At 72.7% G+C, this 25,578-nt stretch carries 19 protein-coding genes and 3 pseudogenes; 9 read left to right on the plus strand and 13 right to left on the minus strand.

Going from position 1 to position 25,578, the window contains the following annotated elements:
• The first annotated feature begins 207 nt into the window (after positions 1-207).
• Positions 208-1,158 carry a helix-turn-helix transcriptional regulator gene (locus ABZZ38_RS06725; RefSeq protein ID WP_356736462.1) on the plus strand — a complete coding sequence of 317 codons (951 nt, stop codon included), beginning with the start codon at positions 208-210 and terminating at the stop codon, positions 1,156-1,158.
• 39 nt (positions 1,159-1,197) lie between these two features.
• A complete protein-coding gene (locus ABZZ38_RS06730; protein WP_356736464.1) occupies positions 1,198-3,057 on the plus strand; it encodes a SpoIIE family protein phosphatase in 1,860 nt (619 codons plus the stop codon).
• 152 nt (positions 3,058-3,209) lie between these two features.
• Here ABZZ38_RS06730 and ABZZ38_RS06735 read toward each other — a convergent pair whose 3' ends face one another.
• A complete protein-coding gene (locus ABZZ38_RS06735; RefSeq protein ID WP_356736466.1) occupies positions 3,210-4,484 on the minus strand; it encodes an MFS transporter in 1,275 nt (424 codons plus the stop codon).
• 73 nt (positions 4,485-4,557) lie between these two features.
• On the opposite strand from ABZZ38_RS06735, the gene ABZZ38_RS06740 reads away from it, so the two are divergent.
• The 3 genes from ABZZ38_RS06740 (at position 4,558) to ABZZ38_RS06750 (ending at position 7,011) form a co-directional block, all read left to right on the plus strand.
• On the plus strand, positions 4,558-5,316 hold the full coding sequence (locus ABZZ38_RS06740) for a DeoR/GlpR family DNA-binding transcription regulator (protein WP_356736468.1): 759 nt from the start codon (positions 4,558-4,560) through the stop codon (positions 5,314-5,316).
• 7 nt (positions 5,317-5,323) lie between these two features.
• Positions 5,324-5,971 carry an HAD-IA family hydrolase gene (locus ABZZ38_RS06745; protein ID WP_356736470.1) on the plus strand — a complete coding sequence of 216 codons (648 nt, stop codon included), beginning with the start codon at positions 5,324-5,326 and terminating at the stop codon, positions 5,969-5,971.
• Positions 5,972-6,462: 491 nt separating this feature from the next.
• Entirely contained in the window at positions 6,463-7,011 is a 549-nt protein-coding gene (locus tag ABZZ38_RS06750; protein WP_356736472.1) for a putative immunity protein, read from the plus strand.
• A 113-nt stretch (positions 7,012-7,124) separates the two neighbouring features.
• On the opposite strand, the pseudogene ABZZ38_RS06755 reads toward ABZZ38_RS06750, so the two are convergent.
• The 4 genes and pseudogenes from ABZZ38_RS06755 to ABZZ38_RS06770 form a co-directional block, all read right to left on the minus strand.
• A pseudogene (locus ABZZ38_RS06755) lies at positions 7,125-7,673 on the minus strand (transposase family protein); the annotation flags it as partial.
• Between the two features lie 237 nt (positions 7,674-7,910).
• Positions 7,911-8,792, minus strand: a complete 882-nt coding sequence (locus ABZZ38_RS06760; protein WP_356736592.1) for an alpha/beta hydrolase — start codon at positions 8,790-8,792, stop codon at positions 7,911-7,913.
• A gap of 176 nt (positions 8,793-8,968) precedes the next feature.
• A complete protein-coding gene (locus tag ABZZ38_RS06765; RefSeq protein ID WP_356736474.1) occupies positions 8,969-9,577 on the minus strand; it encodes an SGNH/GDSL hydrolase family protein in 609 nt (202 codons plus the stop codon).
• Positions 9,578-9,675: 98 nt separating this feature from the next.
• Positions 9,676-9,804, minus strand: a complete 129-nt coding sequence (locus ABZZ38_RS06770; RefSeq protein ID WP_356736476.1) for a hypothetical protein — start codon at positions 9,802-9,804, stop codon at positions 9,676-9,678.
• Here ABZZ38_RS06770 and ABZZ38_RS06775 point away from each other — a divergent pair.
• Positions 9,777-9,983, plus strand: a pseudogene (locus ABZZ38_RS06775) (hypothetical protein); the annotation flags it as partial. The gene ABZZ38_RS06770 and the pseudogene ABZZ38_RS06775 sit on opposite strands and share 28 nt — an antisense overlap.
• Positions 9,984-10,005: 22 nt before the next feature.
• Positions 10,006-10,448 (plus strand): annotated as a pseudogene (locus ABZZ38_RS06780) (MarR family transcriptional regulator).
• Positions 10,449-11,009: 561 nt separating this feature from the next.
• Here the strand turns inward: ABZZ38_RS06780 and ABZZ38_RS06785 are convergent.
• Positions 11,010-11,753 (minus strand): methyltransferase domain-containing protein, encoded by a 744-nt coding sequence (locus tag ABZZ38_RS06785; protein WP_356736478.1) that lies wholly within the window; start codon positions 11,751-11,753, stop codon positions 11,010-11,012.
• 537 nt (positions 11,754-12,290) lie between these two features.
• On the opposite strand from ABZZ38_RS06785, the gene ABZZ38_RS06790 reads away from it, so the two are divergent.
• Positions 12,291-13,028 carry a hypothetical protein gene (locus ABZZ38_RS06790; protein ID WP_356736480.1) on the plus strand — a complete coding sequence of 246 codons (738 nt, stop codon included), beginning with the start codon at positions 12,291-12,293 and terminating at the stop codon, positions 13,026-13,028.
• A gap of 800 nt (positions 13,029-13,828) precedes the next feature.
• On the opposite strand, the gene ABZZ38_RS06795 is transcribed toward ABZZ38_RS06790, so the two are convergent.
• From ABZZ38_RS06795 to ABZZ38_RS06825, 7 genes are all read right to left on the minus strand, one after another.
• Positions 13,829-15,511 (minus strand): thiopeptide-type bacteriocin biosynthesis protein, encoded by a 1,683-nt coding sequence (locus tag ABZZ38_RS06795; protein WP_356736482.1) that lies wholly within the window; start codon positions 15,509-15,511, stop codon positions 13,829-13,831.
• Between the two features lie 116 nt (positions 15,512-15,627).
• The gene (locus ABZZ38_RS06800; protein WP_356736484.1) at positions 15,628-17,550 is read right to left on the minus strand and encodes a TOMM precursor leader peptide-binding protein; all 1,923 of its coding nucleotides are present in this window, start codon (positions 17,548-17,550) and stop codon (positions 15,628-15,630) included.
• A complete protein-coding gene (locus ABZZ38_RS06805; protein ID WP_356736486.1) occupies positions 17,547-19,592 on the minus strand; it encodes a hypothetical protein in 2,046 nt (681 codons plus the stop codon). The genes ABZZ38_RS06800 and ABZZ38_RS06805 overlap by 4 nt, the downstream gene beginning before the upstream one ends.
• Entirely contained in the window at positions 19,589-20,737 is a 1,149-nt protein-coding gene (locus tag ABZZ38_RS06810) for a hypothetical protein (protein ID WP_356736488.1), read from the minus strand. Before ABZZ38_RS06810 ends, ABZZ38_RS06805 begins: the two co-directional genes overlap by 4 nt.
• 32 nt (positions 20,738-20,769) lie before the next feature.
• Positions 20,770-23,739 carry a lantibiotic dehydratase gene (locus ABZZ38_RS06815; protein WP_356736490.1) on the minus strand — a complete coding sequence of 990 codons (2,970 nt, stop codon included), beginning with the start codon at positions 23,737-23,739 and terminating at the stop codon, positions 20,770-20,772.
• Between the two features lie 142 nt (positions 23,740-23,881).
• Positions 23,882-24,064, minus strand: coding sequence for a thiazolylpeptide-type bacteriocin (locus ABZZ38_RS06820; protein WP_356736492.1), 183 nt, complete (start codon positions 24,062-24,064; stop codon positions 23,882-23,884).
• A 52-nt stretch (positions 24,065-24,116) separates the two neighbouring features.
• Positions 24,117-24,314, minus strand: a complete 198-nt coding sequence (locus ABZZ38_RS06825; protein ID WP_356736494.1) for a thiazolylpeptide-type bacteriocin — start codon at positions 24,312-24,314, stop codon at positions 24,117-24,119.
• Positions 24,315-25,324: 1,010 nt separating this feature from the next.
• Here ABZZ38_RS06825 and ABZZ38_RS06830 point away from each other — a divergent pair.
• Positions 25,325-25,468, plus strand: coding sequence for a hypothetical protein (locus ABZZ38_RS06830; protein ID WP_356736496.1), 144 nt, complete (start codon positions 25,325-25,327; stop codon positions 25,466-25,468).
• The last annotated feature ends 110 nt before the right edge of the window (positions 25,469-25,578 follow it).

The raw sequence follows: 25,578 nt of genomic DNA on the forward strand, positions 1-25,578 counted from the left end.
GGCTGCCCCCTGCCTGTCCGGGCGTCGCGCCCGCCCTCTGCCGTGTGGAACGCTGCTCTGTTCGGGGCATCACCGAACGGCACATTACATCGTCACAATCCGTTTTCGCCGCCGCCGACTCCAGCGGCACGGCGCGTGATCAACAGGCGGCACTCCATGCCAACCTGCTGGCGCACGCGTTGGTTTGGAGCCGGAGGTACACCGCCCGTGGCGGCGAACAACAGCCCCACCGTCAGAGGGAGGCGCCTGGGAGCGGAGCTGCGCCGGCTCCGCCTGGCCAGCGGTCTGACCGGTGTCGAGGTGGCGGCGCATCTGCTGATTTCCCAGGCCAAGGTCAGTCACATGGAAACCGGCCGACGCGCCGTCAGCGCCCGCGACGTACGGGATCTGTGCAAGCTCTATGGCGTCACCGACCCACATGTCGTCGACTCCCTGATGGAGCTGGCCGGGGAATCCAGCCGGCAGGGCTGGTGGTACGCCTACGGCGACATCCCCCACAGCGTCTACGTCGGCCTGGAGACGGACGCCGCCTCCATCCGCACCTACGAGTCCATGGTGATCCCCGGCCTGTTGCAGGTCCCCGCCTACGCGGCCGCGGTGATCGAGGAGACGATCCCCCTGGTCACGGTCGAGCAGGCCGCCGCGTGTCTGAAGGTGCGGCTTCGCCGCCAGCATCGGATCTACGACCCCGCGCACCGGCTTCGCCTGTGGGTTGTCCTGGACGAGTCAGCCCTGCGGCGCGTCGTCGGCAGCCGGGAGATCATGCGCGAGCAACTGGAGCACTTGCACGCACTGAGCACCGAGCCGCACATCACCGTCCAGGTCCTCCCCCACGCGGCGGGCGCTCACCCGGGGCTCTCTGGACGGTTCTCCATCCTGCGGTTCCCCGACAGCCGCGAGGCAGTGGTGTACCTGGAGAGGTTCACCAGCGACCTCTACCTGGAGAAATCATCCGACGTGCAGCGGTACAGCGTGATGTACGCCCACCTGCAGACCCAGGCCCTCGGCCCGGACAGCAGCCGGGCCTTCATCACCGAGACCATCAAGGCCTACGCGTCCGGGGTGACGCGTCCCCCCGGACCGCCGGGCGGTTCAGCGGCCACGGTGCCTACCGGCCCGCCGCCGGTACGGTCACCGCGTTCAGGCAACCGTGGCTGAACCATCGCGGAGCTCCGAGCTCCGAGCGCGGGCACGGTCGTGGGCACGGTCGCCCGTGGCGCGACGACGTACAACAGCCGCCGCGAGTGTGCCCGCGAACGCGCGGAGCTGCCGGCTGAAGGCCGGTATCGTCACCCGACGGTCAAGCTCCTCGCCCAGGTCACGGCAGCACTGGCCGGAGCGGAGACCCTGGCTTCCGTCATGACGATCCTCACCGAGCAGATCATGCCCGCTGTGGGGGCGACCGTCGGCGCCGCCGTCCTGAACGAACCCTGCAGTGACCACTACACGGTCCGGCACATCCATGACGTGGAACGCGGGGCCCAGAAGCCGGCCCCTTTCAGCATCAGCGCGCCCTACCCGATGGCCCATACCGCCAGAAGCGGGCAAGCCCTCTTCTTCGCCGATCCGGCCGACCGCGCCAAGGCCTTCCCGAAGGCCGCCCACTTTTTCACGCGGCGGTACCACTCGACTGCCGTCCTGCCCCTCGCAGTGGAAGGGCGGCTGTTCGGCGCGGTCAGTTTCCACTTCTCCGTCCGTCACGACTTCACCGACTCCGAACGCGGCTTCCTGACCGCGCTGGTCGTGCAATGCGCCCTGGCCATGGAGCGCGCCCGGCCGCAACGGGAGACCGCGGACAAACAGGCTCAGCTCCGCGCCCTCGCCGAGGTCAGCGCCGTGCTGTCCACATCCCTGGACCCCGCGACGACCTTCGGCGATATCGTGGCCGCGGTCGTTCCGCAGATCGCCGACGGATGCCTCATTCACGTCCTCGACGAAACCGAGCAGCCCGAGCTGGCCGCCTTGGTCCACCGCGACCCCGAGCAGGAACGGGCCCTGCGCGCCCCGATGGACGAGTTCCCTCCGCGGCTGGATGCCGAGGGCGGGGTGGGAGCCGTCATCCGCACCGGACTGCATGAACTGGTCACCGACGCCCCCCGCACCCTGGACCGCCTCGCCCGCAACGCCGAACACCGCTCCGCCCTGAGCCGGCTCATGCCCGCGGCCTCCTGGTTGGCCGTGCCCATGACACAGGCGGGCGCCGTCATCGGCGCCATGGTCCTGACCCAGGCCACCCCGGCACAGACACTGTTCACCGAGGGTGACATCCCCTTCGCACAGGAACTCGCCCGCCGCCCCTCGCAAGCCGTCGCCAACGCCCGGCGTTTCACAGAGCAGAGCGAGGTGGAACACTACCTCCAGCGAAGCCTGCTCCCCCCGGCCCTGCCCCACATACCGCAGGTCGAGATCGCCGCCTGCTATCACCCGGGAGACCAGGGCACCTTGGTGGGGGGCGACTTCTACGACATCGTCCCCACCGATCCTCACCACTGGGGCCTGGTCATCGGCGACGTCTGCGGGAAGGGCCCCCAGGCCGCCGCGCTCACCGGTCTGGTGCGACACACCGCCCGCGCCGCCCGGCGATGGGACCCCGACTCCCGCGGCGTCCTTCAGGCCGTCAACGCCGCGATCATCGCCGACCACCTTGTCCAGCGCTTCTGCACAGCCGCCTACGCCGACCTGGACCTCAGCGCATCACCGGCTCGCATGCGCCTGACCCTTGGCGGGCATCCACACCCCTTGCTGCGCCGGGCCGACGGAACGATCACCCGACTCGGCAGAGTAGGCACCCTCCTCGGCATCATGAACGACCCCCCACTGCACACCACCGAGGACGACCTCCACCCCGGGGACCTGCTCCTGCTGTATACCGATGGCGTCACCGAACGCCGCTCGGGCACCGCCATGCTCAGCGAGGACGGCGTCCGCGACGTCCTCACCCGTACGCACGGCTCATCCGCCGCCGCCACCGTCGCCGCGCTCGAGAAGGAAGTCCTCGGCCACGGTCCGACACCGCCGGGGGACGACTTCGCCATCCTCGCCCTGCGCATCACCTGACGACGATCCGCCGTGCCGGCCGAGGCACACCGCTACTGCCTCGGTGTCGGTTTCGGTGTCGGTTTCGGCGCACCATGTCCGGCCGGTTCCCGGAGGATCGCGCGGGGCTTGAAAGGGCGGCAGGAACCGGGCGGCCACCGGAGCTGATGCCCTCAGGCCGCGCCCGTGTCGACCGACGGAGCGCCGGACGCCGGCCTGGTCGCCGGCCCGGACGCGGGCGGTGGGTCGGCGCGGAGCACGCCCGCCGCCACGGCCGCCACCGCGCAGAGCGCCACAGGCAGCAGCAGCGCGAGGTTCAGCGGTACGAGATGGGTCAGCGGGCCGATCACGGCGGGCCCGGCCAGCATGCCGAGATAGCCCAGCCCCGCGACCCGGGAGACATGGGCACCGGCCGCGTCCTCGTCCGTGTGGCCGGCGGCACTGAAGAACTGCGGTACACAGCCGGACAAGCCGAGCCCGAACACCGCCCAGCCCACCAGCGCGGGCGCCACCCACGGCGACAGCGCGGCAACGGCCAGACCGGCGCCCGCGGCGGCGGCGCCGTAGCGAACGACGAACACCGGTCCGGTGCGGGCGGCGACCCGGTCGGTGAGCAGCCGGCCCACCGTCATGGCCGTGGCGAAGGCACCGTAGGCGAAGGCCGCGGTGGCGGCGGACGCGCCGAGCACGTCCTCCAGGTGCAGCACGCTCCAGTCGTTGGCGACGCCTTCACAGAGCATGAGCAACAGGGCCAGCACGGCCAGGACCCACACCCGTCGGGGTGTCCGCCACCGCCCGGCCGGGCGTACGCCGTCGGCCGCCGTATCGGAGTACGCCGTACCGGCGTCGGCCGCCGTACCGTCGGAGCGCGCGCCGCTCCCAACACGGCCCGGTGGGCTGAGCAGAGCCGGAGTGGCGGCGAGGGTCACCACGAGGCCGGTCACGGCGACGGCGGTCAGGGTCAGCCCGAGGTCCCAACCCCAGGTGATGAGCCGCGCGCCGACCAGCGCGGCGAGCACGCCGCCCAGTGAGAACACCGCGTGGAACGCGGACATGACCGGTCGACCGTATCCGCGCTCCACCTGGACGGCATGGGTGTTCATACTGACGTCGAGACAGCCGTTGCCGAAGCCCAGCAGGAGCAATGCGCCCCCGAGGGTCGGCGCGTCGAAGGCCAGGCCCGGCAGCACCACCGCCGCACTGCACAGCGCGGCACCGGCGGGCACGACCCGGCGTGCGCCGAGGCGGTCGGTGAGGCGGCCGCACAGCTGCATCCCGGCGAACGCACCACCGCCCAGCAACAGAAGAAGCCACCCCAGCACGGCATGACCGATCCCCGTACGGGACTCGACGGCGGGGATGTGCACGATCCACATGCCCATCACGAAGCCGTTCAGAGCGAAGAAGGCGAATGTGGCGACGCGGGCGGCCCGCAGGGATTTGTTCATGGTGTCGATCATAATGAACACTGGGACTGTTCGATAGATTGCTTTTCGAACACGTCGCATGTTCAATGTGTCCATGGGGACCACTGAACGACACCGCCGGATCGCCGCCGCCGTACGGGAGGCGCGCGAACTGAGCGTGACCGAGCTGGCCGGGCTCACCGGCTGCTCCGAGATGACGGTGCGCCGCGACCTGGAAATCCTGGCCGAACAGGGTGTGCTGGAACGGTTTCGCGGCGGGGCGCGCAGTCTGCTCCTCCGCGGCGAGGAGCCGCCGTTCGGGCTGCGGGCCCAGGAGGGGGTGGAGGTCAAGCGCCGGATCGCGGCGGACGTCGCCGCGCTGATCGCCGACGGTGAGTCCGTCGTCATCGACAGCGGGACGACGTGCCTGGAGGTCGCCCGGGCGCTGCGCGACCGGCGCGTCACCGTCATGCCGCTGTCGCTGCACGCCGCCAACGCGCTGACCGGCGCCCCTTCGGTGCGGCTGCTGCTCCCGGGGGGCGAGCCCAGGGCGGGCGAGCTGGCGCTGACCGGACCCCTCACGGAGGCGTCCCTCGCGGCGGTCCGCTTCGACACGGCCGTCATCGGCTGCTGCGGCCTCACCGCCGACGACGGTCTGACCGCCTACGACCTCGCCGACGCGGCCGTCAAACGCGCGGCGATCGCGTCCGCCCGGCGCACCATCGCCGTCGCCGAGGCAGCCAAACTCTCCCGCACGGCCCTGGCGTTCGTGGCGCCACCCACCGCGCTCCACGCCGTCGTCACCGACGAGACGGCGCCGACCGGGGTGACCGACGCGCTGGCCACGGCCGGCGTCACCGTACGGAAGGTGTGAGACGACCATGACATCCCAAGGCACCGTCCTCTTCGACCTGTTCGGGGTCATCGCACGGCACCAGTCCGCGGAAGCGAGGACGGCGCTCGTCGCGACCGCCGGGGCGCCCTCGCCCGCCTTCTGGGACGCGTACTGGCGGCTGCGCCCGCCGTACGACCGGGGCGAACTGACCGGTCCGGCCTACTGGCGCGAGGTGGGGACGGCGCTGGGCACACGCTTCGACGCCGCACGGATCGGGGCGCTCATCGAGGCCGACGTCTCCGGCTGGAGCGCGGTCGACGGGGAGATGGTGGCGCTCGTCGAGGAGCTCGCGGCAGCGGGCCGGCGGCTCGGTCTGCTCTCCAACATCCCACCGGAACTGGCCGCGCACTACGAGGCGCACCACGCCTGGCTGAAGCACTTCGAGGTGTGCGGGTTCTCCTGCCGGATCGGGCACGCCAAACCCGAGCCGTGCGCATACGCGTGGTGCGTGCGTGCGCTCGGTGCGGAACCCGCGGACGTCCTCTTCGTGGACGACAGGGAGGAGAACGTGGACGCGGCGCGCGCCGCCGGGCTGCGCGGTGCGCTGTTCACCGGTGTGGCCGAACTGCGTGCTGCACTCCGGGAGCACCGGCTCGACGCGCCCGCCGAGGGCCGAGACCGGACCGGCGACTGACCGCCGGGGGCGGCCACAGCCCCGGCACGGCGGGGAGGGGCCGCGGGTGCGGCCACTTCCGGGCGGGACCGCCCGCACGCGGGCCCCACTCGTGGTTGTGTCACCCCTTGGCTCGCCCCTCGGCACGGTTCACACCGTCGCGGTGTCGCCTGCCATGGAACGGCCTGTCCCCGTCAGGTCAGGGGGTTGGGGGTGTGGGGGATGACTGGTGGGCTCTCGCGGAGCGTTGCCGATCAGTCGAAGGGTGGCCTTGACTGTGCCTCCGCCAACTTGAAATCGCAGGTCAAAGGGCTGGTGCGACAGTCCTCCGGGGGGCTCACGCTGGCCGGGGGCGACAGTCTGCGGAGGAGGTCATCCGGCAGAGCGGTCGGCTCACCGATTCCAGCCTGCTGTGGCCGGGTGGCCTTCCACGATCCGGTCTGCTCGGGAGCCAGTCGGGATAGGGCCGGCCCAGCCGCCTGGCTGTCCAGTGCATGGTCGAGGATGGAGTCATGACAGAGGAAGCGAGCGAGATCGCTCTGAGTAAGCAAGATCTTCGTGAGGTCACCGCGTTCGCTGCAGCGTGCGCCGAAGTGGTGCTCGAGGTATTCGAGGGCGATCAGCCGGACGACTTGCGGCCTCGAGACGCTATCGGCGCCGCGTGGGAATTCGCTCGAGGTGGTGAGCGAGGGAAGGCTCTGCGCGACAGAGCGTGGGCGGCACTCAAAGCAGCCAAGAGCGCGGACACAGCGGCTGCGCGCGAGGCGGCTCGGGCAGCGATGTCTGCGGCAGGCGCCGCCTACCTGCATCCGCTGGCCAAGGCCACCCAGGTCAAGCACATCCTCGGAGCCGGCGCTTACGCGGCCAGAGCGGCCGAACTCGTCGCCGACGACGATCGGAGCGTTGGGGCCGAACACCTTGAGCAGACGCTGCACCGTGCGACACCGGTCGTCGTTGACGTGCTCAAACGGTTCCCAACGGCGCCGAGTGGCGGCGGGCGGGTTGGTGAGTTGATCCGCATGCTGGACGCTGACCTTCGTTCACTCACCCTCGCCGAGTGACTTTGAACGTTCAGCCGGTGCGGCCCCACCTCCGTCAGCGGTTGACTTCGAGGGTTCGTCAGGACAAGCAGGGCGCGCAGGAGCTGGGTGGCGTGGGCGGGGTCAGTGCGGAGCTTGGCGAGGATCCGCCAGTTCTTGAGGTGGGCGAAGCCGTGCTCGACCGGTGCGCGTCCGACGGCGAGGACTCGGTTGACGTCCTTCTGACCAGCGGTCAGCTTGTGGGTGCGGCTGGCATGGAAGCCCGTGACGATCACGGGGTCGCATACGTCGTCGTCCAAGCCGCGGAAGCCGGGGTCCGCGAGAGCGCCGAGGCCGGCGGCGCGCAGGTGGGCCAGGATGTGGTCGTGGCGGGCGGCGGTGTTGTCGTGGGTGCGGCCGGGCCTGGCGGCGGATATCCGGATCAGGCGGCCTCTCTCGTCGGTCAGGGCGAGGAAGCGCAGGCCGTGATGGTGGTGCTTGCCTAAGTAGTTTCGCCGGTCGGCCTTCCCGGTGCGGCGCTGGGTGGGGATGAGGGTGCCGTCGATCAGGACGACCACCCCGCCCTGCCTGGCGGCCTTCTTCAGGTCGCGGTCCAGGCGCGGAGCCTGCGCGGCGAGCAGGGTGATCAGCTCGTCGCGCCAGCGGCGGACGGTGGTCTCGGACACGTTGTTGCCGCCAGCCATGTCGGCCAGACGCTGGTCGTGGCGCAGCACCGCCAGGACGAGCACCGCAATCCGTCCGGGCGGCACTCGCCACCTGGACGGATCGCTTTCAGATGGCGACGCAACAGACCGGCGAGGTGGCTGACGGTCCGCGTGAACAGCGGCAGACGGTGCTGTGCGCCGTCGGCCCGCACTGCCCAACTCCAGGCCGGCGCGTGGTGAACGCCCAGCCCGGAAGCAAGTGAAGCCATGAGGTCATCAGGCTTCGGTTGAGTCGCCGGCAAAGACGGTGCGCAGGTATGCGGCTGCTTGCTCGAGGGCGCGGCCACCCGCGTCGAGAGCGCCTGCCATGGCGAAGAAGCCGTGGGCCACGCCCGGGTAGCGCGTGGACTCGACCGGGACACCGCTGTCGCGCAGGCGTTGGGCGTACTGCTCGCCCTCGTCGCGCAGCGGGTCGTACTCGGCGGTGATCACGAGAGCCTGTGGGAGACCCGCATGGCGGGATGCGCGCAGCGGGGATGCCAGAGGGTTCCTTCCGTCCTCGGGGGAGGTCAGATAATTGTCCCAGTACCACTGCACGGACTTGTCGTTGAACAGCAGGGGGTCGGTGTTCTCGCGGCGGGACGTGGTGTCCGCGAAATAGTCCGTGTTGGGGTAGACGAGCAGTTGAGCCAGGATGGCGGGGTCACCCGCGTCCCGCGCCATGAGGGTCATGGCGGCGGCGAGATTGCCGCCGGCGCTGTCGCCGCCGACGGCGATACGCGAGGCGTCACCGCCCAGGCGGGCGGCGTGCTCGGCGGTCCAGCGCAGGCCCGCGAAGCAGTCCTGGACCGCGGCGGGGAACTTGTTCTCCGGTGCCAGGCGGTACCCCACCGCGACGGTGAGGCACCCGGCAGCGTTGGCCAGGCTCCGGCAGATCGCGTCGCTCGTCTCGATGCTTCCCAGTATCCAGCCACCGCCGAAGAAGTAGACCAGTACGGGGAGGGGGCCCTGGTCGGCCTCGGGCCGGTAGACGCGGACGGGCAGTGTTCCGGCAGGACCTGGTATCGACTCGTCGAACACCTCTCGCACGGGTTCAGGCGTCCCCGCGTCGGCTTGGACAGCGGCCAGGTCTGCCGCCCTGGCCTCGGCGAGTGTCATGTCGTACAACGGCCTGGCGCCTTGCGCGGCACGCTGGTCGTACAGGGCTCGAAGCTGCGGATCAAAAGCCACGGTCTCTCCCGTCCGGTCCGGCTGACAGCTCATTGGACCAATGCCGGCCCGCTGATCACTGCGGGCGGTCAAGTCGTTGCAAGGGCGTCCATTGGCGTTCGCGACTAAAGAGGGTCCAGCTCACCAAGGCCCATGGCACGCAGGGTGTGATTCGCCATCCGCAGGTGGCCGACCGCGTTCGGGTGGGCCGGGTCGTCGAGCCACGGAATCGGGTCAGCCGTGCCGTGGTGCTCCAGCCAGTGGGCCTCGTGGTCCACGAGCAGTGCGCCGGTGTCCTTCGCGATCTCCCGTACGGCCCGGCAGTACGCGGGAAGTGCCACGCGCCGCTCCCGGCCCGAGGAACTGACCAATGCCGGCGTATGCAGGACGATCTGCGTCTGCGGGCTCACCCCGGCGATGATCCCGCGCATCGCGTCGTGGAACTCGGGCAGCCCCTCCTCCCCGGCGAGGCAGTCGTTGGTGCCGAGGGATACGGACAGCACATCGGGATCGAACCGGCCGATGAGGCGGTCGTGGGCCGCGAGTACGTCGGCCGCGCCCCACGCGGAGACCCCGGTGTTGACCACAACGTCGGTGAGCCGGCCCAGTTGCCACCGGACACGCTCGTGCAGGTGCTCGACCCAACCGCGGGCGCCATGGGTGTGCAATACGGCCTGGGTGACACTGTCCCCGGCGGCCACCCAGGTCATGGGCCCGTCCGACAGCCTGATCATGGCGTGTTCCTCCCCCGTCCGGTCGCCGCGCCTCCCTGACGACCGCGGTGTCCCGTCGGTAGGACATGCTGCCCCTACAAGATCATCTGCGCAATCCCTCAGGGGAACAGCGCGACCCGGCCCGACGGGGTCTCTCGGATCACCTCGCCGCCATCTTGTTGTGTGCGCAGCCATGCGGGGTCGGCGGTCTGCTCGGCCTGTGTCGTCGCATCCGCCAGAAAAGCCATTTCAGCATGAGCAAGGGTGCACGGGCCCCACGCCCGGATTCCTGGTGTGGGGGCTCGCCAACAAGTGGCGCGTCGCGGTCGATCGCGCGGTGGCCCCGCTGGGCCTCACCCACGCGCAGTACTCACTGGTCGCCTCGCTGCACGGCATGCAGCGCGCCGGCGAGCGACCCAGTCAGCGGTCGAAGGGGCGGGGACAACACCATGACCACCACCGCACCCTTCGCCGACACCCGCGTCCTCGGCCTGGCCCACTACGCCGCCCGCGGCGTCCTGGAGCACGTCCTGGCCCGGCACGGCGTCACGTTCCAGCAGCAGATCGCCCTGCGCGCCGCCGTCACCGCCGACGCCCCACCGACGCCGGACGATCTCCTCACCCAGGTCCGGGGCTCCCTCAAGGCCAGTCCGGCCGACATCCGCGCCGCTCTCGACGAGCTGCTGGCCAAGCAACTGCTCGTCGCGGACGGCGCGCACCTGCTCCCCACGGACGCAGGGCGCGAGCTGATCGCCCCCGTCGGCGCGGAGACCGCCCCCATCCCGCCCGCATCTGGGGCGGGATACCCGCCGAGGACCTGGCCGCCACCGGCCGCGTCCTCACCCTGGTCACCGAGCGCGCCAACGCGGAGCTTGCGGCGCTGACCGCCTGACCGCCCGACCGAGCCGATGAGCGGCGTACGCGACCGTCGGTCGGGGTCGACGGCGCCGAAGGAGGTCACCAGTTGACCTCAGCGCCTACTGCACTCACGCACTCATGGGACACGGCGATCGCTGGGGGCGGGCGCAGCCGTTCTGTGACGCGTAGAAGCCGAAACTGCGGATCGTCGTGGAGCGCGACCCGGCCGAGCACTACGCCCAGCTGATGCCGGGTCGCACCCCGAGGCGCCGGGAGCCGTGCCGAGGAGTCCAGTCCCATGTGTGCATCGTGTCGACGCTCGCCGGTGACTTCAGGGATGTCCCGGCACGCGTACGACGGGCGGACGCCGGCCCGGCCCCCGCGCGGAGCCGGGCCGGTCCCGAGCTCCTCGCCGGCTTCTACGACGAGACCCTCCACCAGGACACCGGCCGGCCGGACACCGCCGACGGCATCGCCCTCGCCACCCGGCCCGCTCCCCGCTCCCCGCTCCCCGCTCCCCGCTCCAGCGAGGTTCGCGCCGTCCCGGGGGGTTCCGCAGGGCGGAACCGTACGCGAGGTCCGGCCGGTCGGCCGGTCAGGCACGGCAGCGCAGCATCTCCAGCGGCGGGTTCGCGAGGAGGTCCGCCCAGAAGTCCTCGCCGAACTGCCGGACGCCGTCTTCGGACACCCGCAGCGGAACCCACTCCACCGCGCTGAACCCGGCCGCCCGCAGACACTCCTCGTAGACCTCCCGGCGCGGGGCCGTGGCGACAATGCTGATCGGCTCAGGGTCGAGGAGAGCCGTGACCCGCACCCGCGGACCCGTCTCGATCTCCTCGCCGGTCGGCTCGCAGCGGAACCCGTACGTGTCCAGGGACGGACAGTCGAACCGGTAGTCGGGCTTCTGGGCGAGCACGAAGAACTCTCCACCCGGCACCAGGCTCCGGTGGATGTTGCGGCACATCCGCTCCATCGCCGCGATGTCCTCGGCGTAGTTGAGACACTGCACTCCCACCGCGACGTCGAAGAGCCGGTCGAGAGGCCGCAGCTCGGCCACGTCACCGACCTCGTAACGCACACCCAGCGGCTCACGCCGCTCGAACTCCCGCGCGGCGGCGATCATTTCCACGGAGATGTCGACACCGATCACCTCCGTGGCGCCGCGCCGCTTGAACTCCCTGCTGTAGAAACCGGTGCCGCACGCCAGGTCGAGAACCGACTTGCCGCTCACGTCCCCGACCATGCCCAGGAAGCTCGGCACCTCCCCGTAACGCATCAGCGGCAGGGACTTGAACCCCTCGAATGCCTCGCCGATCTCGTCGTACTGCTGCACGCTCACGTGCCGCCCCCTCCTGTGATTCGTCCTGTACGCGACCACGCCGACCCCTCCGGATTCCGAGGCTCGCCGGGTCGTGGTCATGGCAGTCTCCTCCGCCCCGGCCCGGACGCCGTACTGGCAGATGACACGAAGAAGTCGGCCGGCGGATCCTCCTATCACCCAACACCACCTCACATACGTCCCGCTGCTCCGAGGAGGCTCGCCGGGTCGTAGCCCAGCACTTCGGCGCCGCGCCGCACCTGGAAGGCGATCGGGCCCAGCCGCCGCGCGGTCGGGCGTTGCCTGCGGTCGGGCGTTGGATGTGGTCGGGCGTTGGATGATCGGCAACTCTTTAGACTGTGCGGCAGTCAAGGCGCCTTCCGAAGTACGTCGAGGGCGCCGGGGGATCGTCACCGGGGAGGGTGTTCCATGGCGAGTCGTGTGGGTCCGCAGCAGGGCCGTGCGGATGGCGAAGCACGGCCGCCGTCGACTGCGCCCACTACCGACTCGGCCCCGGTGCCGGCACCCGCACTCCCCCGGGTCAGCCGGCTGCGGCGCGTGACCCGCCGTTACCGCGCTCTTTCCACCACCAACAAGCTCAGCCTGTGGAGCGCGGTCGTCGCCGGGCTCGCCTTCGCTGTCCCCACCGCCATGTCGGCCGGGCAAGCGCTGTTCCCGGCAGAGCCGGCGACGTTGCTCATCGAGGCCAACAACCACAGCTGTCTGAACCGCTGGTACATCCCCCAAACCGACGCCGCGCTGCGCCGGAGGGTGAACGAGGCGTCCGCGGAGCAGTTGGCAACGTGGCTGCGCGAGGGGCGGATGGCCCACGCGGGCGCGTTGGAGGCGGCCATCAGTGTGCACGGCAACGCCGGTGCGTCCGTTGAGATCCGCGACATCTCCATCACGGTGACGCGCCGTGAGAAGCCCGCGCCGGGCACAGTGACCGGTCCACCCGGCTGCGGGGCCGGTCCTGACGAGCCCGCGTACTTGGTGGTCGACCTCGATACGCTGCCGTTGAACCGTCCCGTTCCCGCTGCGTATCTGCTGCGCAGCCCGCGGCAGAAGGCGGCCCGGCAGCTGGAGGAAGACATGGGCCGGTCACTCAGTCTGCCCCACACTGTTGCTGCGGGTGATTTCTATTCCCTCTTCCTGGTGGGCCGTACCCAGCGCCAGGACAGCCGTTGGCGGGCCACCATCACCTGGTGGGACGGCGAGAAACTCCACCGTCATACGGTTTCGGACAGCGGCGGCAAGGACCTTCGGGTAGTCCCCACCCTGGACGAAGCGCGCTGACTCGTCCGAGATCACGTGCGCTGGTCGTTTCGCCCACTCCACGTCCGTCATGCCGGTGGGTTCCCGGCGCACCGGTCCGGATGGTCGGCCGCGTTGCGGTACACGTGCGCGAGGCAACCGCACGTCGTGGCCGACGGGTTGAAGTGACGGACCCGAGCTCGTACGACAACGACAGCAGGGCCTCCGGAAACCGGGCACCGCAAGCCGAGAGCGTGGAGCGGTGCTTCACACCGTCACCGGAGGCCATCGCGGAGGTCACCAGCCTGCCGGCGCCCCTGGGTGGCCGGCTCTGAGCGGGCGTTTGCGCCGTTGACGGCCGGGTTGCCGCCCGCGCACGGTCGGCTGTCCGCCCGCGCGCGGGCGATGCTGCCCGGGGCCGGGGAGCTGGAGGCGTACCTCCGCGAGCGCGGATGAGACTTCGATCGTCGGCCGGAGAGAACAAGTGGCACCAGCGGTTCCGTCACGGCTGACCCGTCCGCCGATGTCGGCCTGGTCCCGGTCTGAGCCCTGCTCCTCATCGACCGCGGCCGGATCTCCCAGGGGCGGCAGGCCACCCGGCGGATCGGGAAGCCGGAAGGCGTACCGGCCGATCATGTTGTACCGGGGGTTGCGGAGTGGGTGGTCAGGCCGGCGTACACCTGGCGTATCCGCGCCTCGGGGTTGCCCACGAGTCGGCCGTCGCCAACGGCAGCCCGCCGGTACGGCTCGCGGCGCACCGCGCGGGCGGCGAGTGGGGGCCGGGCCGCGGTGAACCGGCACACCAGCCCCGTGAGTCAGGTCCCGCGCGGGCGACAGCGACGTCAGCCCGACGTGCGGCGGCCGAGCGGCAGCAGGTACTGGAGGGGATGGTCCAGGTCGTCCAGCCCGAACAGTTCGTGCGCCAGGTCGTCGTGGAAGCCGCCCAACGGGGTGCCCGCGAGGCCGAGGGCCGTGGCGGTCAGCAGGAGGGTCTGGGTCAGGTGGCCGGCCTCCAGCAGGGCCAGCCGCAGAGCGCGCAGCCCGTACCGGCGGCGCAACAGACCCAGGTCGGCGTAGACGCCCAGCAGGACCGGTGCCTCGTCGACGCCGATCCAGTCCGGTTCGTGCGAGGGGCGGGAGAAGTACGTCGACAGCGGCGTGATGTCCGCTACGGGCGGGACCGGGCCCACGGGCCGCAGCGTCCGGCGTTCGGGGACGCAGTCGTACGTGGCCGCCGGGACGCCCGTCACGTCGAGGGCGAGCAGCCGCACCCGGACCGTGTACAGGGCGCCCGCGCTCGGGTAGGGGCGGTGGTCCAGCGCGCGCGTGGTGCCGTCGGCGAGGTGCTGCCGGGAGGTGCCGCTGTGCGCCAGCGCGTTCCACAGCAGCGCGCCGAGCCCTTCGGCGTCCAGCGGCCCACGGAGCGCGCCGCGTGCGGAGGCCCGGTTCGTCAGCGCGGTGCGCAGCGACATCCCGGGCAGCGGGGCGGCGGGGAGGGGCACTTCCGGCGGGCCCGCGGTGACCGCCACGCCCACGGGGAGCGCCGACGGCGGCAGAGTGCGCAGCGGTGAGCCCCCGTTGGGGCCGATTCGGAGTTTGCTGCGCTCCAGGTACTGGAAGTCCGCCGCGCGGTGCCCTTCCGGGAAGAACGACGGCGCGTCATCGGTGTCCAGCAGCGTCCGGGCGGCGAGCAGACACACCGCGCGCTCCTCGTCGGGGCTGACGCCGAGACGGTTGAACAGCATGTGGAGCTGGGACGCCCACACCCACGGCAGGGCGGTGTCCGGCACCGCGAGCTCGGTCCGCAGCCGCTCGTCGGCCTCTCGCACCCGCTGGACCCACTCCAGCAGCCACGGTTCCCCGGTATCGCCCTCAAGTCCCTCCCGCAGGTCGCGCGCCCGCTGCCGCAGCGCCGTCCGCTGGGCCGCGTACACGGTGTGGACGCGGGTGTGCACCGCCGCGCCGGGGAGCAGCGCCACCTCGGTGACCCACCGCCAGCCCGACGCATGGCGCCGCAGCCACCGCGCCGCCGCGAGCCGGTCCATGCCCAGGGCGTACGCCGTGGCGTGGGCGAGGTCGGCCGCGAGTGTGAGGCGCGCGGCGCCGCCGGTCCTGTCCCGGAGCGTCCGCAACGCCTCGACGGCCAGACGGGAGGAGAGGACGAACACCTCCTCGGCCGTGGGCAGGGCGCGCGGGCCGCCGTACCGGCCGGTCTCCGGTACGTACTCCACGGCGCGGACCTCCCCGTGATACGACGGCCAGGGGCCCGTCACCGCGGGCCGCTCCTTGGCCGCTCGTGCCAGTGCTCCGGGCAGTTCGGCGGCGGCGCGCGCGCTCAGCCCCTGTACCCGTATCCGCAGGTGCGGGCCGTCCTCGCCGTACCGGATGAAGAACCACCGCGCGGCCTGGCCGGAAGCGACCAGTCCGTCCAGGTGGGGTGCCAGCCACCGGGTCAGGAACGCGTCGGTGTCCTCGGTGCCGGAGTGCAGGAACAGGTGGTGGCTGTGCCAGGTGTCGGTCGTCACGTGCGGCCCTCGTTCGGCGGGAAGGGGGTGGACGGGGAGGGGCCCCGGCCGGGGAACGGCCGGCGGGCTGTGCTGGGTAGGGGTGCGGGCCGGGACGGTCGGGGGCGGTGGGGCGGTCAGGGGAAGGGGTGCGGGTGGAGCGCCAGGTCGCGGTGGCGCAGGGGCCGGTCGGTGCGGCCGAGCCGGTGGGGAACGCGCAGGAGCCTGGGCAGGTCTCGGGTGCGGTGGTTGACGTGTCCGAAGGTCATGGGCAGGGAGCCGGGCACGATGACCTTGGCGCCGTACAGGCCGAGGCGGTCGCGCAGACCCGGTTCGCTCTGGTCGACGGTGATGACTTCGAGGTCCGCGTCCGCCAGCCGGGCGACGACCGACGCGAGCAGGGCGGACAGATCGGTGACCGGCTCCGGTGCGCCCGGCCAGGTGTCGGCGACCGGCTGGGAAGGCGTCGCGCGGAACAGGAAGTCCAGGCGCGGCTCCGCCTCGGGAAGGGTGTTCACCCCCACGTGGTCGTCGAGGGTGATGACGAGCTCCGGCCGGTCCAGCATGGGCCGCAGCCGTTCGGGGTCGCGGGGCCGCCCGTCGGCGGTGGCGCGGTGCGGGGACTCCATGACGTTGGTGACGACTTCGGCGACCGCCGACCGGATGGCCGCGCGGGGATCGTGGTGCGCGCCGGCGGCCAGGAACATCCGGGGCGCCTGCGGATGGGTGCCTTCGTAGCGGCAGACGGCCACGACCGCCGGTATCCCGAAGTCGTTCGTCCCGTCGAGGAGGAGGAGCCGGTAGCCGAGGAGCGCCGCGCGGTCGATGAGCAGTGCGGTGTCGGGGTCGTCGGCCGGCGGCTCGACACGTGGGAGGGGGGTGGCCGCGTACCACGCCATCAGGAAGGCGTCCCGCTCGGCGACTTCGAACAGTCCGTAGAGGGTCGCCTCTTCGAGGCTGTTGCCGAGTCCGCAGCCGTTGGAGGACTCGTAGACCACGCGGGTGTCGCCGCCCGGCACGTCCCAGTACGCGACGTGCTCCGGTACGGCGACGGGCCGGCCCCGGGTGAGCGACCAGCCGTGCACCCAGTCCAGCTCCAGATCGGGGCTGTAGGGCACCGTCCGTGACGCCGGGTGGCCGTGGAAGGCGGGGTCGGGCAGCCCGAGCCGCCGGGGGTCGACCGCCCTGCCGGGCCCCAGCGCGGCGAAGGACGCGCGCAGGACGGTGCGGCGGCCGGTCGGGCGCATGCCCACGTACCGCTCGACGCTCTCGAAGAGCGCCACCCGCTCGCTGCCGGCGAAGTCGCCGGCGCGGCCGTATCCGCCGTCGTCGAGCGGGCGCCCGTCGGTCACGAACGCCGTGGTCAGGCAGAACGCCGAGTCCTCGGAGCGGAACAGCCGGCGCACCGGTCCGAACCGCTCGTCGTGCAGCGCGGCGCGCAGGTCCTCGGTGCCGGTGCGGCTGTTGGCGCCGCGCAGCACCATGGGGTCGGGTACCGGCCGCGGCCCGGCCGGGACCGGTTCGACCGTGTCGGCCGAGTCGTCCGGCAGGGGGCGGCACACCGCGCAGCCGCCGACCGGGCGGACCTGGTGGGTGGACCAGGTCGCGCGTCCGTTGTGCACGACGTGGACGGTCGCTGTCGCGGCCGGTGCGGCGGCCGTTCCCGGTGTCGTCGGCGGCGCCTGCTCCAGCAGGTCCAGGGCGAGCGCTCCGATCGACTCGCCCAGGGCGGGCGACGGTATCCCGCCGAGCGTCAGCGCCGGGCTCCGCCAGGGCACCCGGCCGCCGGCCGTGGCCAGGCGCTGGTACTCCGAGCAGGACAGGCACGCGGCGGCGGCCGGCCCGAGCACCGGCCCGACGACGGACAGCGCGCCGTCGAGGCGCACGGGCACCAGGGTCACCGGGTGGGTGAGCGCGTGGCGGCTGAGCTCCTCGGCGTCTCCCAGGGTCCACCGGGTGAGCAGGACGACGGCCCGGCCCGTCGTGGTGGCCAGTGCGGCGTCGGGACCGAGGACCGGCACGGGCAGCGGGCCGAGCGTCTCGTACGGGGTCGGTGTCACCGTTCGTCCTCCCCCACCGCGAGCACGGTGAAGCCGTACGCGCGCAGCTGCGCGGCGAGTTCTCGCGCTTCGGGGGTGGCCGGGGCGGTCTGGCGGGCGTGTAAGCCGGTCAGCCTGGTGAGGGCGGTCTGCAGGGCCGTTTCCCGGTCGGCCACTTCGGACAGCCAGCCGGTGGTCCACCGACTGTCCTCCCAGGGCGCGGGCCGGGCCTCGGCCACGGCCAAAGGGGCCACCGCGCCGCCCGGCGCGCACAGGTCCGCGACGGTGATGTCCTGCTGGGCGGCGCTGACGGCGGCGGTGGCGGCGAGCGCGGCGAACGCCGCCGCGTCGCCAGGGGTGGCCTCGACGGCCCATCCGAGGCCCGGCCCCGGGGCCGGCCGGTCGGCGCCCAGGTCCGGTCCCGGGGACGAGCCCGGGGCCCGCCGGTCGCCGGGCAGGTCCGGTCCCGAGTACGGGGCCGGGGCCGGCCGGTCCGCGCGCGTGTGCACGACGGCGCGGTAGGCCTCCTCGTCAGGGCTCAGGCGGAGCACCTCCATGCGGGCCCGCGCGTCCAGGCGTTCCGTCAGCGTCGTCCACCAGTGGCGGGCCTGCGGATGGCCGGACCAGGAACCGTCCGGGAGCGGCACGCCCGCGGGACCGGGTGCGCGCGGGCCGGTGGCGGCCCGGCGCAGGGCCCGCCCCCAGGCGTGCCCGGGGTTCGCCCCCACGGTGAACCGCACGGTGGAGTGCGTGTCGGCCAGGCGTAGTTCGGCCACCCGGCAGAACGCCTCCAGGCGGGCGAGGTCCAGGCGCGGCGCCCCGGCGAGGACCGTGCCCAAGCGTGGCGTGCGCCCGGTGTCAGGGCGGGACGGGGGTGTCGTACCGGCGCGTGGCGTGGGTGCCGCGCCGTCCCGCAAGTCGCAGGCGGCGAGCGGTACGGGCAGCTGGCGCAGCGCTCCCGGGGTGGGCGTGGGGACTGTGCCGATGTGCTGCGCGCCGAGCGCGGCCACCCGTTCCAGCGCGTCCGCCAGGGTGCGGGCGGGTTCCATGGCCTTCCTGCGGTCCGGGTCGAGCCGGTCGGGCCCGAGCCAGCTGTGGTACTCGGCGCGCAGCGGTCGAGAGCTCGCGACCAGCACGGCGGGCAGCCCGGGCAAGAGCCGGTGGTCCTCCCCCTCGTCGACGGGGTCCGGCAACCCTCCCGCCGCGCACAGGAGTCGGTGGGCGGCGGCTGCGGCGAGCAGCGGGACGAACGGAGCGGGGAGGACCACGGGTTCCGGGACGCCGGTGCCGGGGCGCGGTGGCGGGACGGCCGCCGGCGGGGGCGGGGCCGTCGAAGTGGCGGGCAGGGCACCGGCGGCCAGCCGTGCCGACAGGGCGAGCGCGTCCGCCGCGGCCTGCTCCGGACTGCCCGGAGCGGTGACGAACCCCATGCCGCCCCGCACGCCGGCGGCGACCGCCCACGGCCGACCGGGGCTGCCGTCAGTGGTGCGCAGCTGGATCAGCCCCTCGGGAAGGGCGGAGTCGACGGCGTACGCCACCGTCACCCCGCCGTGGGACAGCGCCCGCCCGGTGGCCCCGGCCAGGGCACCGGGGCCGCCGGGTGGCCCAGCCGTTCGCGGGCGCTCGGGCGGCGGTTGGCCGACGGGTGCGCCGGACACGACCTCCACTCGCGTCGCCGCGAGGGCGGCGGCCACCGTGGCCGGCATCTCCGCCGTCGCCATGAGCCAGTCCGCCGCGGGACCGGTGGACTCCGCCACGAGCAGGTCGTACGCCAGGAGGTGACCGACCAGCGTGTCCACGGCTGCGCGCAGGGCGGTTCCCGGCTCGGCCTGCCGCAACGGCCCGGTCAGGCGGCCGGTGCGCAGCGGCTCTTCCAGCAGCTGCCACAGCCGGGGCAGCGCGGCGCTGCCCTCCAGGGTCACGCCGCCCCGCCGCCCGCGCAGGTGCAGACCGTCGCGCAGGGGGGTGACGGCGACCCCGGGGCGCAGCCGCCAGGGCAGCGGCGGGCCGGCCGGTGGCGCGGTCGTGTCGGAGGTCGTGGAAGCGGACGTCCCGGTCGTCATGAGCGTCCCTCCACCGCGTCGACGACCGCGCCGACCTGCGCGCGCCAGTCGCAGCCCGTGAGGACCGGGACCGTACGGATGACGAGGTACGCGGCGAGGTAGCGCTCCAGCGGCCGGATGTCGCAGATCGCGAAGAGCCGGTACAGAGCGTTGGTGCAGGCCCGGTAGACGAGGTAGTCGGGGCGGCTCCACATCGTGCCGTGCGGGTCCGAGCGGCGCAGGAGCCGGTGGAACTCGCTGTAGCGGGTGCGTACGTCCTGGTTCCAGCGTTCCATCGCGGCGGCGTCCCCCGTGGCGGCCGCGCGCACCCGGTATTCGAGCGGGGAGCCGTGCAGGTCCGCCCCGGCGTCGTGACGGCTCTGCGCGAGGTCCCAGGCCGCGGCCGACCACGTGCCCCACGCCCGCTCCCACCCCAGGGCGCCGCCCTCCGCGACCCGGCCGACGAGCGCGGTCACCACCTCGCCCGCGCTGTCCCAGCGGCGTGCGAACCCGTCCCGAAGGCGCCCGTCCGGGTCGTCGTGAACCAGGAAGTCCTCCAGGTGGGAGACGTACGAGTAGTGACCGCCGGCGAGTCCCCCGGGGTGGGCCGCCGCGTGGGCGGCGAGCGCCACCACGGCGAGCTGGACGCGCGCCTGGGCGCTGTCGCCGTGCGCGCCCAGGAAGTCGGCGCCGGCGCGCAGCGCGCCCAGCCCGCTGCGTAACAGGTCGTCCCGGAGAGCCACACCGTCGGCGCCGAGCAGGCCGTGCAGGGAGGTGCGGTCGACCGGCTCGACGCGCACGGTGTTGTCCGCCACGATCGGGCCGTAGGGCGGGGCGACGAGTTCGGCGCGGCCCGCTTCCGCGGCCTGCTCGAGCAGTTCGTCCTCGCCGAGGTCGCTGTGGGACGGGTGGGCGCGGATCCAGTCGCGCAGGGCGCGGGCGGCGTCCTGCGCGGCCGGGCGGACGCTTCCGGCGGGGCCTTCGAGACGCAGGCGCACATGGGGTCCGTGCAGCCAATGCCGTTCGACGTGCGCGGCCAGTCCCTGGCGTGCGCGGGCCTCCGCGAGCGGGAGCATCGCCTCGCGCAGCAGTGGTGCCTTGACCGGCTGGTGGTAGTAGGCGACCACGTCGAGGGAGATGGTCTTCCGGGGCTGTCCGGCAGGCACGGTGGTTTCCTCGGCTCTCCGGTTGCGGCGGGTCATGACGAGTGACGGGGGCGGTAGGTCTCCAGGACGAGTTCCACCGCCCGGGTCGGCTCGGCCGATCCGCCGGGGGCGGGCAGTGCCTCCTCCAGGACGACGCCGTCGGGGTGGCGGGAGAGCCACTTGGCCAGACAACGCAGGTGCAGCGCGTTCCCCAGGTCGACGAACTGCGGTTTCGGGCGGCTCAGATGCGTCAGGAAGTCGTCGGTGGCGCGTCCCGTCGGCGCCGTGGCGGCAGGGTGCAGGAAGATCTGTTCGGGCAGGGCGAGCAGTGTCCGCCAGCGCGCGGCGGCCTCCGCCGGGACCTCGTCGGCGGTCGCCAGTTCGTCGCGCAACGCGCGGACGACGCCGGACGGCAGCAGCCAGCGGCGGCGGAGCAGGACGACGTGCCGGTGGCGCAGCCGTGGGCTGCGGATCACGGATCCGCCGGGAGCCCGCACGGTGTAGCGGGGCACCAGGGAGCGGAAGTCGACCACGCCGTGAGGCTGGTCGGACAGATGGGGCGCGATGCGGCGCGGGAGCATGATCGGGGCGAGGAAACCGGGGTACAGGACGTCCAGGACGTCACCGGTGGCCCGTATGCGGAACCGGACCTGGTCGGTGGTCTCGTCGTGGAAGAGCTCCAGTTCGTCCTCCGCGATGGACGCCGAGCCCCGGTCGGGGCCGATCTCTTCGGGGACGAGGAGGGGGTGGAGGTTGGCGTTGAAGCCGTTCACGGGACGGATCTGGGCGACGCGCGCCCCGGCGCGGCGCCCCGGGGCGGGAGCGCCGCCCGCGCTGCGGCGCTTGTCCGTGTGGTCGTCGCCTGTGTGCCGGTCCCCGTCCGTGTGACGGTTCCCATCCGGGTGCCGCGCCTCATCCGTGTGACGGTTCCCGTCCGCGTGCCGCGCGTCATCCGCGCGGCAGTTCCCCTCCGCGTGCCGGAACGGCTCGGTGTCCTCGTCGGTACCGGCGCCCTGAGCCCCGTAGCCCAGGCCACGACGGATCTGCCGGGCCACCCCCTCGGCGGCCCGCGGGTCGAGGGCGTCCAGGAAGCGGCTGGTGAAACGGCCCCAACCACCGTAGACGTGGTTGACGCAGAGCAGCCCGTCGGCCGGGTCGCGCTGGAGGAAGTACGCGTAGCTGACGGGCCGTTCCACCGCCCAGCGCGGCAACCGCTCCCCCAGGCTCCTGACGAGGCCGGGCGGCAGAACGACGTCGTCGTCCGGCCCGGGTGCCGGGGTCCGCGCGGCGAGCGTCTCCCGTACGGCGTCGGCGACGCCCTCGCGCAAGGCGGCGATCTCGGCGCCGCCCGTGGGGAACGCCGCGCTGTCCTCGTGGCGCAGGGCGGCGATCCGCCCCGCCTGCTCCCAGGCCGCGGCGACTTCGGCGCCGAACTCCCACGGGTGGGCACAGCGCCCACCGTTGCCGTAGCGCTCGACGAAGCGGTCCCGGGCGAAACGCCGCATGAGGTGGCCGAGGTCGAAGAGTTCGGCGAGCGCGGTGACCTCGCCGAGGGCTTCGTGGTCGGCGGCGCCGACGAAGCCGTCGAGTCGCAGCGGCCCCGGCGCGACGACGTCCTCCGAGAGGAGGTTCAGCGGAGCCGACCCGGCCGGGACGGGACGGCCGTTGTCTGCGAGCAGTTCGGTCCAGCGGTGTGCCAGCGCGGTGAGCAGAGCGGGGCGTTCGTGAGCCGGGGTGGTGGCGAACCGGGCGTTGAGCGCTGCCAGTTCGTCGATGCGGTCCGCCTGGGCACCGTCCTCGGCGTGTGCCGTACCGAGGGCGCGCAGCCATGCGGAGAGGCGTGTCAGCGGGTCGGCGTCCTGGTGCGGGACCGGGTCGGTGGGTACGAGCAGACCGGCTTCGGCGAGGCGGCCCACGAAGTCCGTGGCGGCATCGAGGTTCCCCTCCGTTGGTCGCGTGCTCTCCCCGCGGTGCGCGTCCTTGGCGCCCTGCCCGGTGGGCAGCGCGGAGGCGAGCGCGTGGGCCAGCTCATGGAGCGGGGCGGGGGTTCGGGCGCGCTCGGTGAGCAGGCGCAGGGGGCCGCCGAAGGCGACCTCCACCTCGTCCTCGACGGTGACGAGATGGCGTCCGCCGGCGAAGGTGGTCCGGCCGCGTGCGTACGTGGCGCGGCCCTCGGTGACGGAAGCGGTGCTGGTGATGCGGTGAGGGCGCGTGGCACGGCGGTGCGGGCGGTCCAGGAGGGCTGCGGAAAGCGCCGTTGTGAGGGCGCGGTTGACCGTGACCGTCGCGTGCAGCGGGCCGTCGAGAAGCGGCTGCCGTCCCCAGGACTTCACCCGCGGGCGCGGCGCCGGGGACTGCGGCAGGGGACCCCAGCCGACGGCGGTGAACCAGGACAGGGGGCTGGTCTTGGTGCTGGCCCTCAGGGCGTAACGCAGCACGTTGGGCTCTTCCTTGCGGGCCCTTCGGTCGGTCGCGCCCGTGCCGGCACGTTCGACCGCGCGGAGCAGGTCGGCGCTGGTGAGGGCGACGGCGCGGGCAAGGGCGGGCTCCCGGCACAAGGCGGCCAGTGCCGTGCGTTCGGCGGCGAGGGCGCGGGGCGCGGCGAGGTCCAGCTCGGTGAGGAGGGCGGCGCGCCGTTCCCGCAGGGTGAGCCAGAGGGCGAGTCGGGGCAGCCGCCCGGGAAGGTCGCCGAGTCGGCCCAGGAGGGCGGGGCGCGGGGCGCGCCCGTTGTGCACGGTGCGCCGCAGCGGCAGCACGACGTCCCGGTGGAAGGCTTCCGGGTGGCCGTCCCGGGAGGTGTACAGGTCGTCGCAGAGGGGGCGGGTGAGGTCGCCGAGCTCCCCGTCCAGCTCCGACAGGCGGCGAAGCAGCGCGCGGAAGTCCGCCGCGGCCGGTGTCTGGGCCGGATGGGCGAGCACGGTGGCGCGGACGAGTGCGTACGGCGCCGAGTGGGCGAGCCGGTCGGCGGTGTGCGCATCGGGGCCGGCGACGGCCTCCGCATCGGCGTTCTCGAGGTACGGCATACGTTTCCCCCTCCCTTTCGTCGTACCGAACCCGCCGCGGGGCGCACACCGGTGTGAGAAGTGCGGCCCGCGGCGGGTCGGTCGGTCCCGTACCCGGCTCGCGGTCAGGGGGCGCGGCCCGGGCACGGTACGGGTGCCATCCCTAGAGCGAGAGGTCCGGCAGCTGCGGGGTGGCGCACGAGGACGAGCCGCAGGAACAGGAACTTCCTCCGTTGGAGGCGCCGCCCTCGGGGAGCGCGACGGTGTCGCGCATCGACGTCACGGTGAGCTCACCGAGGTCGAGGTCCGCGAGGTCGAAGCCCGGAACACTGGTGGTGTCGGACATGGATGTCTCCTTGTCTGCCGTGTCGGTGCACGGGTGGGGTGTGCCCGGGTGGTCAGCCCGCGGTGAGCGGGCTGGTCTCCACCTGCGGCTGGGCGCAGGACGACGAGCCCTGGCAGGAGCAGGAACCCCACGACGCGCCGCCCTCGGGGAGTGCGGCGGTGTCGCGCATGGAGGTGACGGTCAGGTCGCTGAGGTCGAGCTCCAGGTCCTGGAGGTCGAAGCCGGGGGTGATGGGTGCGGTGTCGGACATGCGGAGCTCCTTCGATGAGGGGCGAAAACCGGAAACGCGCTGAACAGGCGATACGGAAGGGAGCGTTGCGGTTCACGGGGTGCGCGTCAGCCGGCGGAATCCGCGGGAAGGACGCCCGGTAACCGCAAATGATCAGGCATGTGCGGGTCCGACTATATGGCCGGTGTCGGGTGTGCCAGGAACCTTCACAAGCCCCTCGGCGGATTGGCTGGTTCACTCCCCTGGCTCATATGCGACGGCGGCGCGTTCAAGCCGGGCGGAAGGGCCGAACTGGCCGCTCCGGGGCTTGCGGGGCGAGGCACTCGTACCCATGTGTTCGCTGTCGGCGCCCATGGAGGCAGTACCTCCGGATGCAGTTACCGGGTGATGTGTCCGTGAAGACCACCCGCACACCGGTGAGGTGGCCAATCAAGCCGCGGCGGACCGGAGCGCCTTTACCCGCCGCTCCGGCACGCGGACGGCCACGCGGCTCGGGTGGTGGCCGCCACAGCCGTTCGAAAGCGGGGATTCCCGGGCCGTACGCACCCCTGGGAGCCGCTTTGGCGACGAGCCACAGCGGTCACCAGGAGCGAATTCGAGACAACGCGCGAGACGGCAACGGTCGGCGACCGGCGACCGGATGCGGAGCGAATGGCGACCGGATGCAGCGGTCGACGGCGTAGGAGCACCGGCACGACGGCCGGCGACCGACGACCAGTCGGTGGACGGCCGGGGGAAGTCGTCGGTGGGGGGCGGACCGGTGAGGAGCACACAGCGGAACCCGGCGCCCCGGGTCCGGAACATCACACTCGCGGGCCGAACACCGTTCGCAGGGTGGACGATTACCGGCAGCAGGAGGGCGCGGGACACGCAGACGTACGACGCGCCGCTCCTCACGAGCTTCACCGCCCGGCTCCGGGGCCGACGCGGCCCGGGAGCCACCGAGGGCATGCGCGGGTTCCTGCTCGGCGGCAGCCGCACGCCGATCCCGCACCACCATTCGAGCGTCGAGCTCTGGGCAGTGCGTCCGGATGGCCTTGCGCTGGAACTTCTCGGAACTCGGCCTGATCACGCCGACCACCGCGTCCGCTCGGCCAGGTCCTGCCCTCCAGTTCATCGACCCCACAGCCGAACCGGCCACCGGCTGGAACAACTGCCCCAAGGCGGCCCGTTGAGCGTCCACCTCGGCTTCCGAAGCGAGCCGGCACCACGTCGGCCGCACGTCCCGGAAAGTGGCTGACGATGACGCCGCAACGCACCTCAACGGTCGACACTCCAGTACGTC

Origin of the sequence: Streptomyces sp. NPDC006368, assembly GCF_040612535.1 — a bacterium.
Lineage (GTDB): Bacteria > Actinomycetota > Actinomycetes > Streptomycetales > Streptomycetaceae > Streptomyces.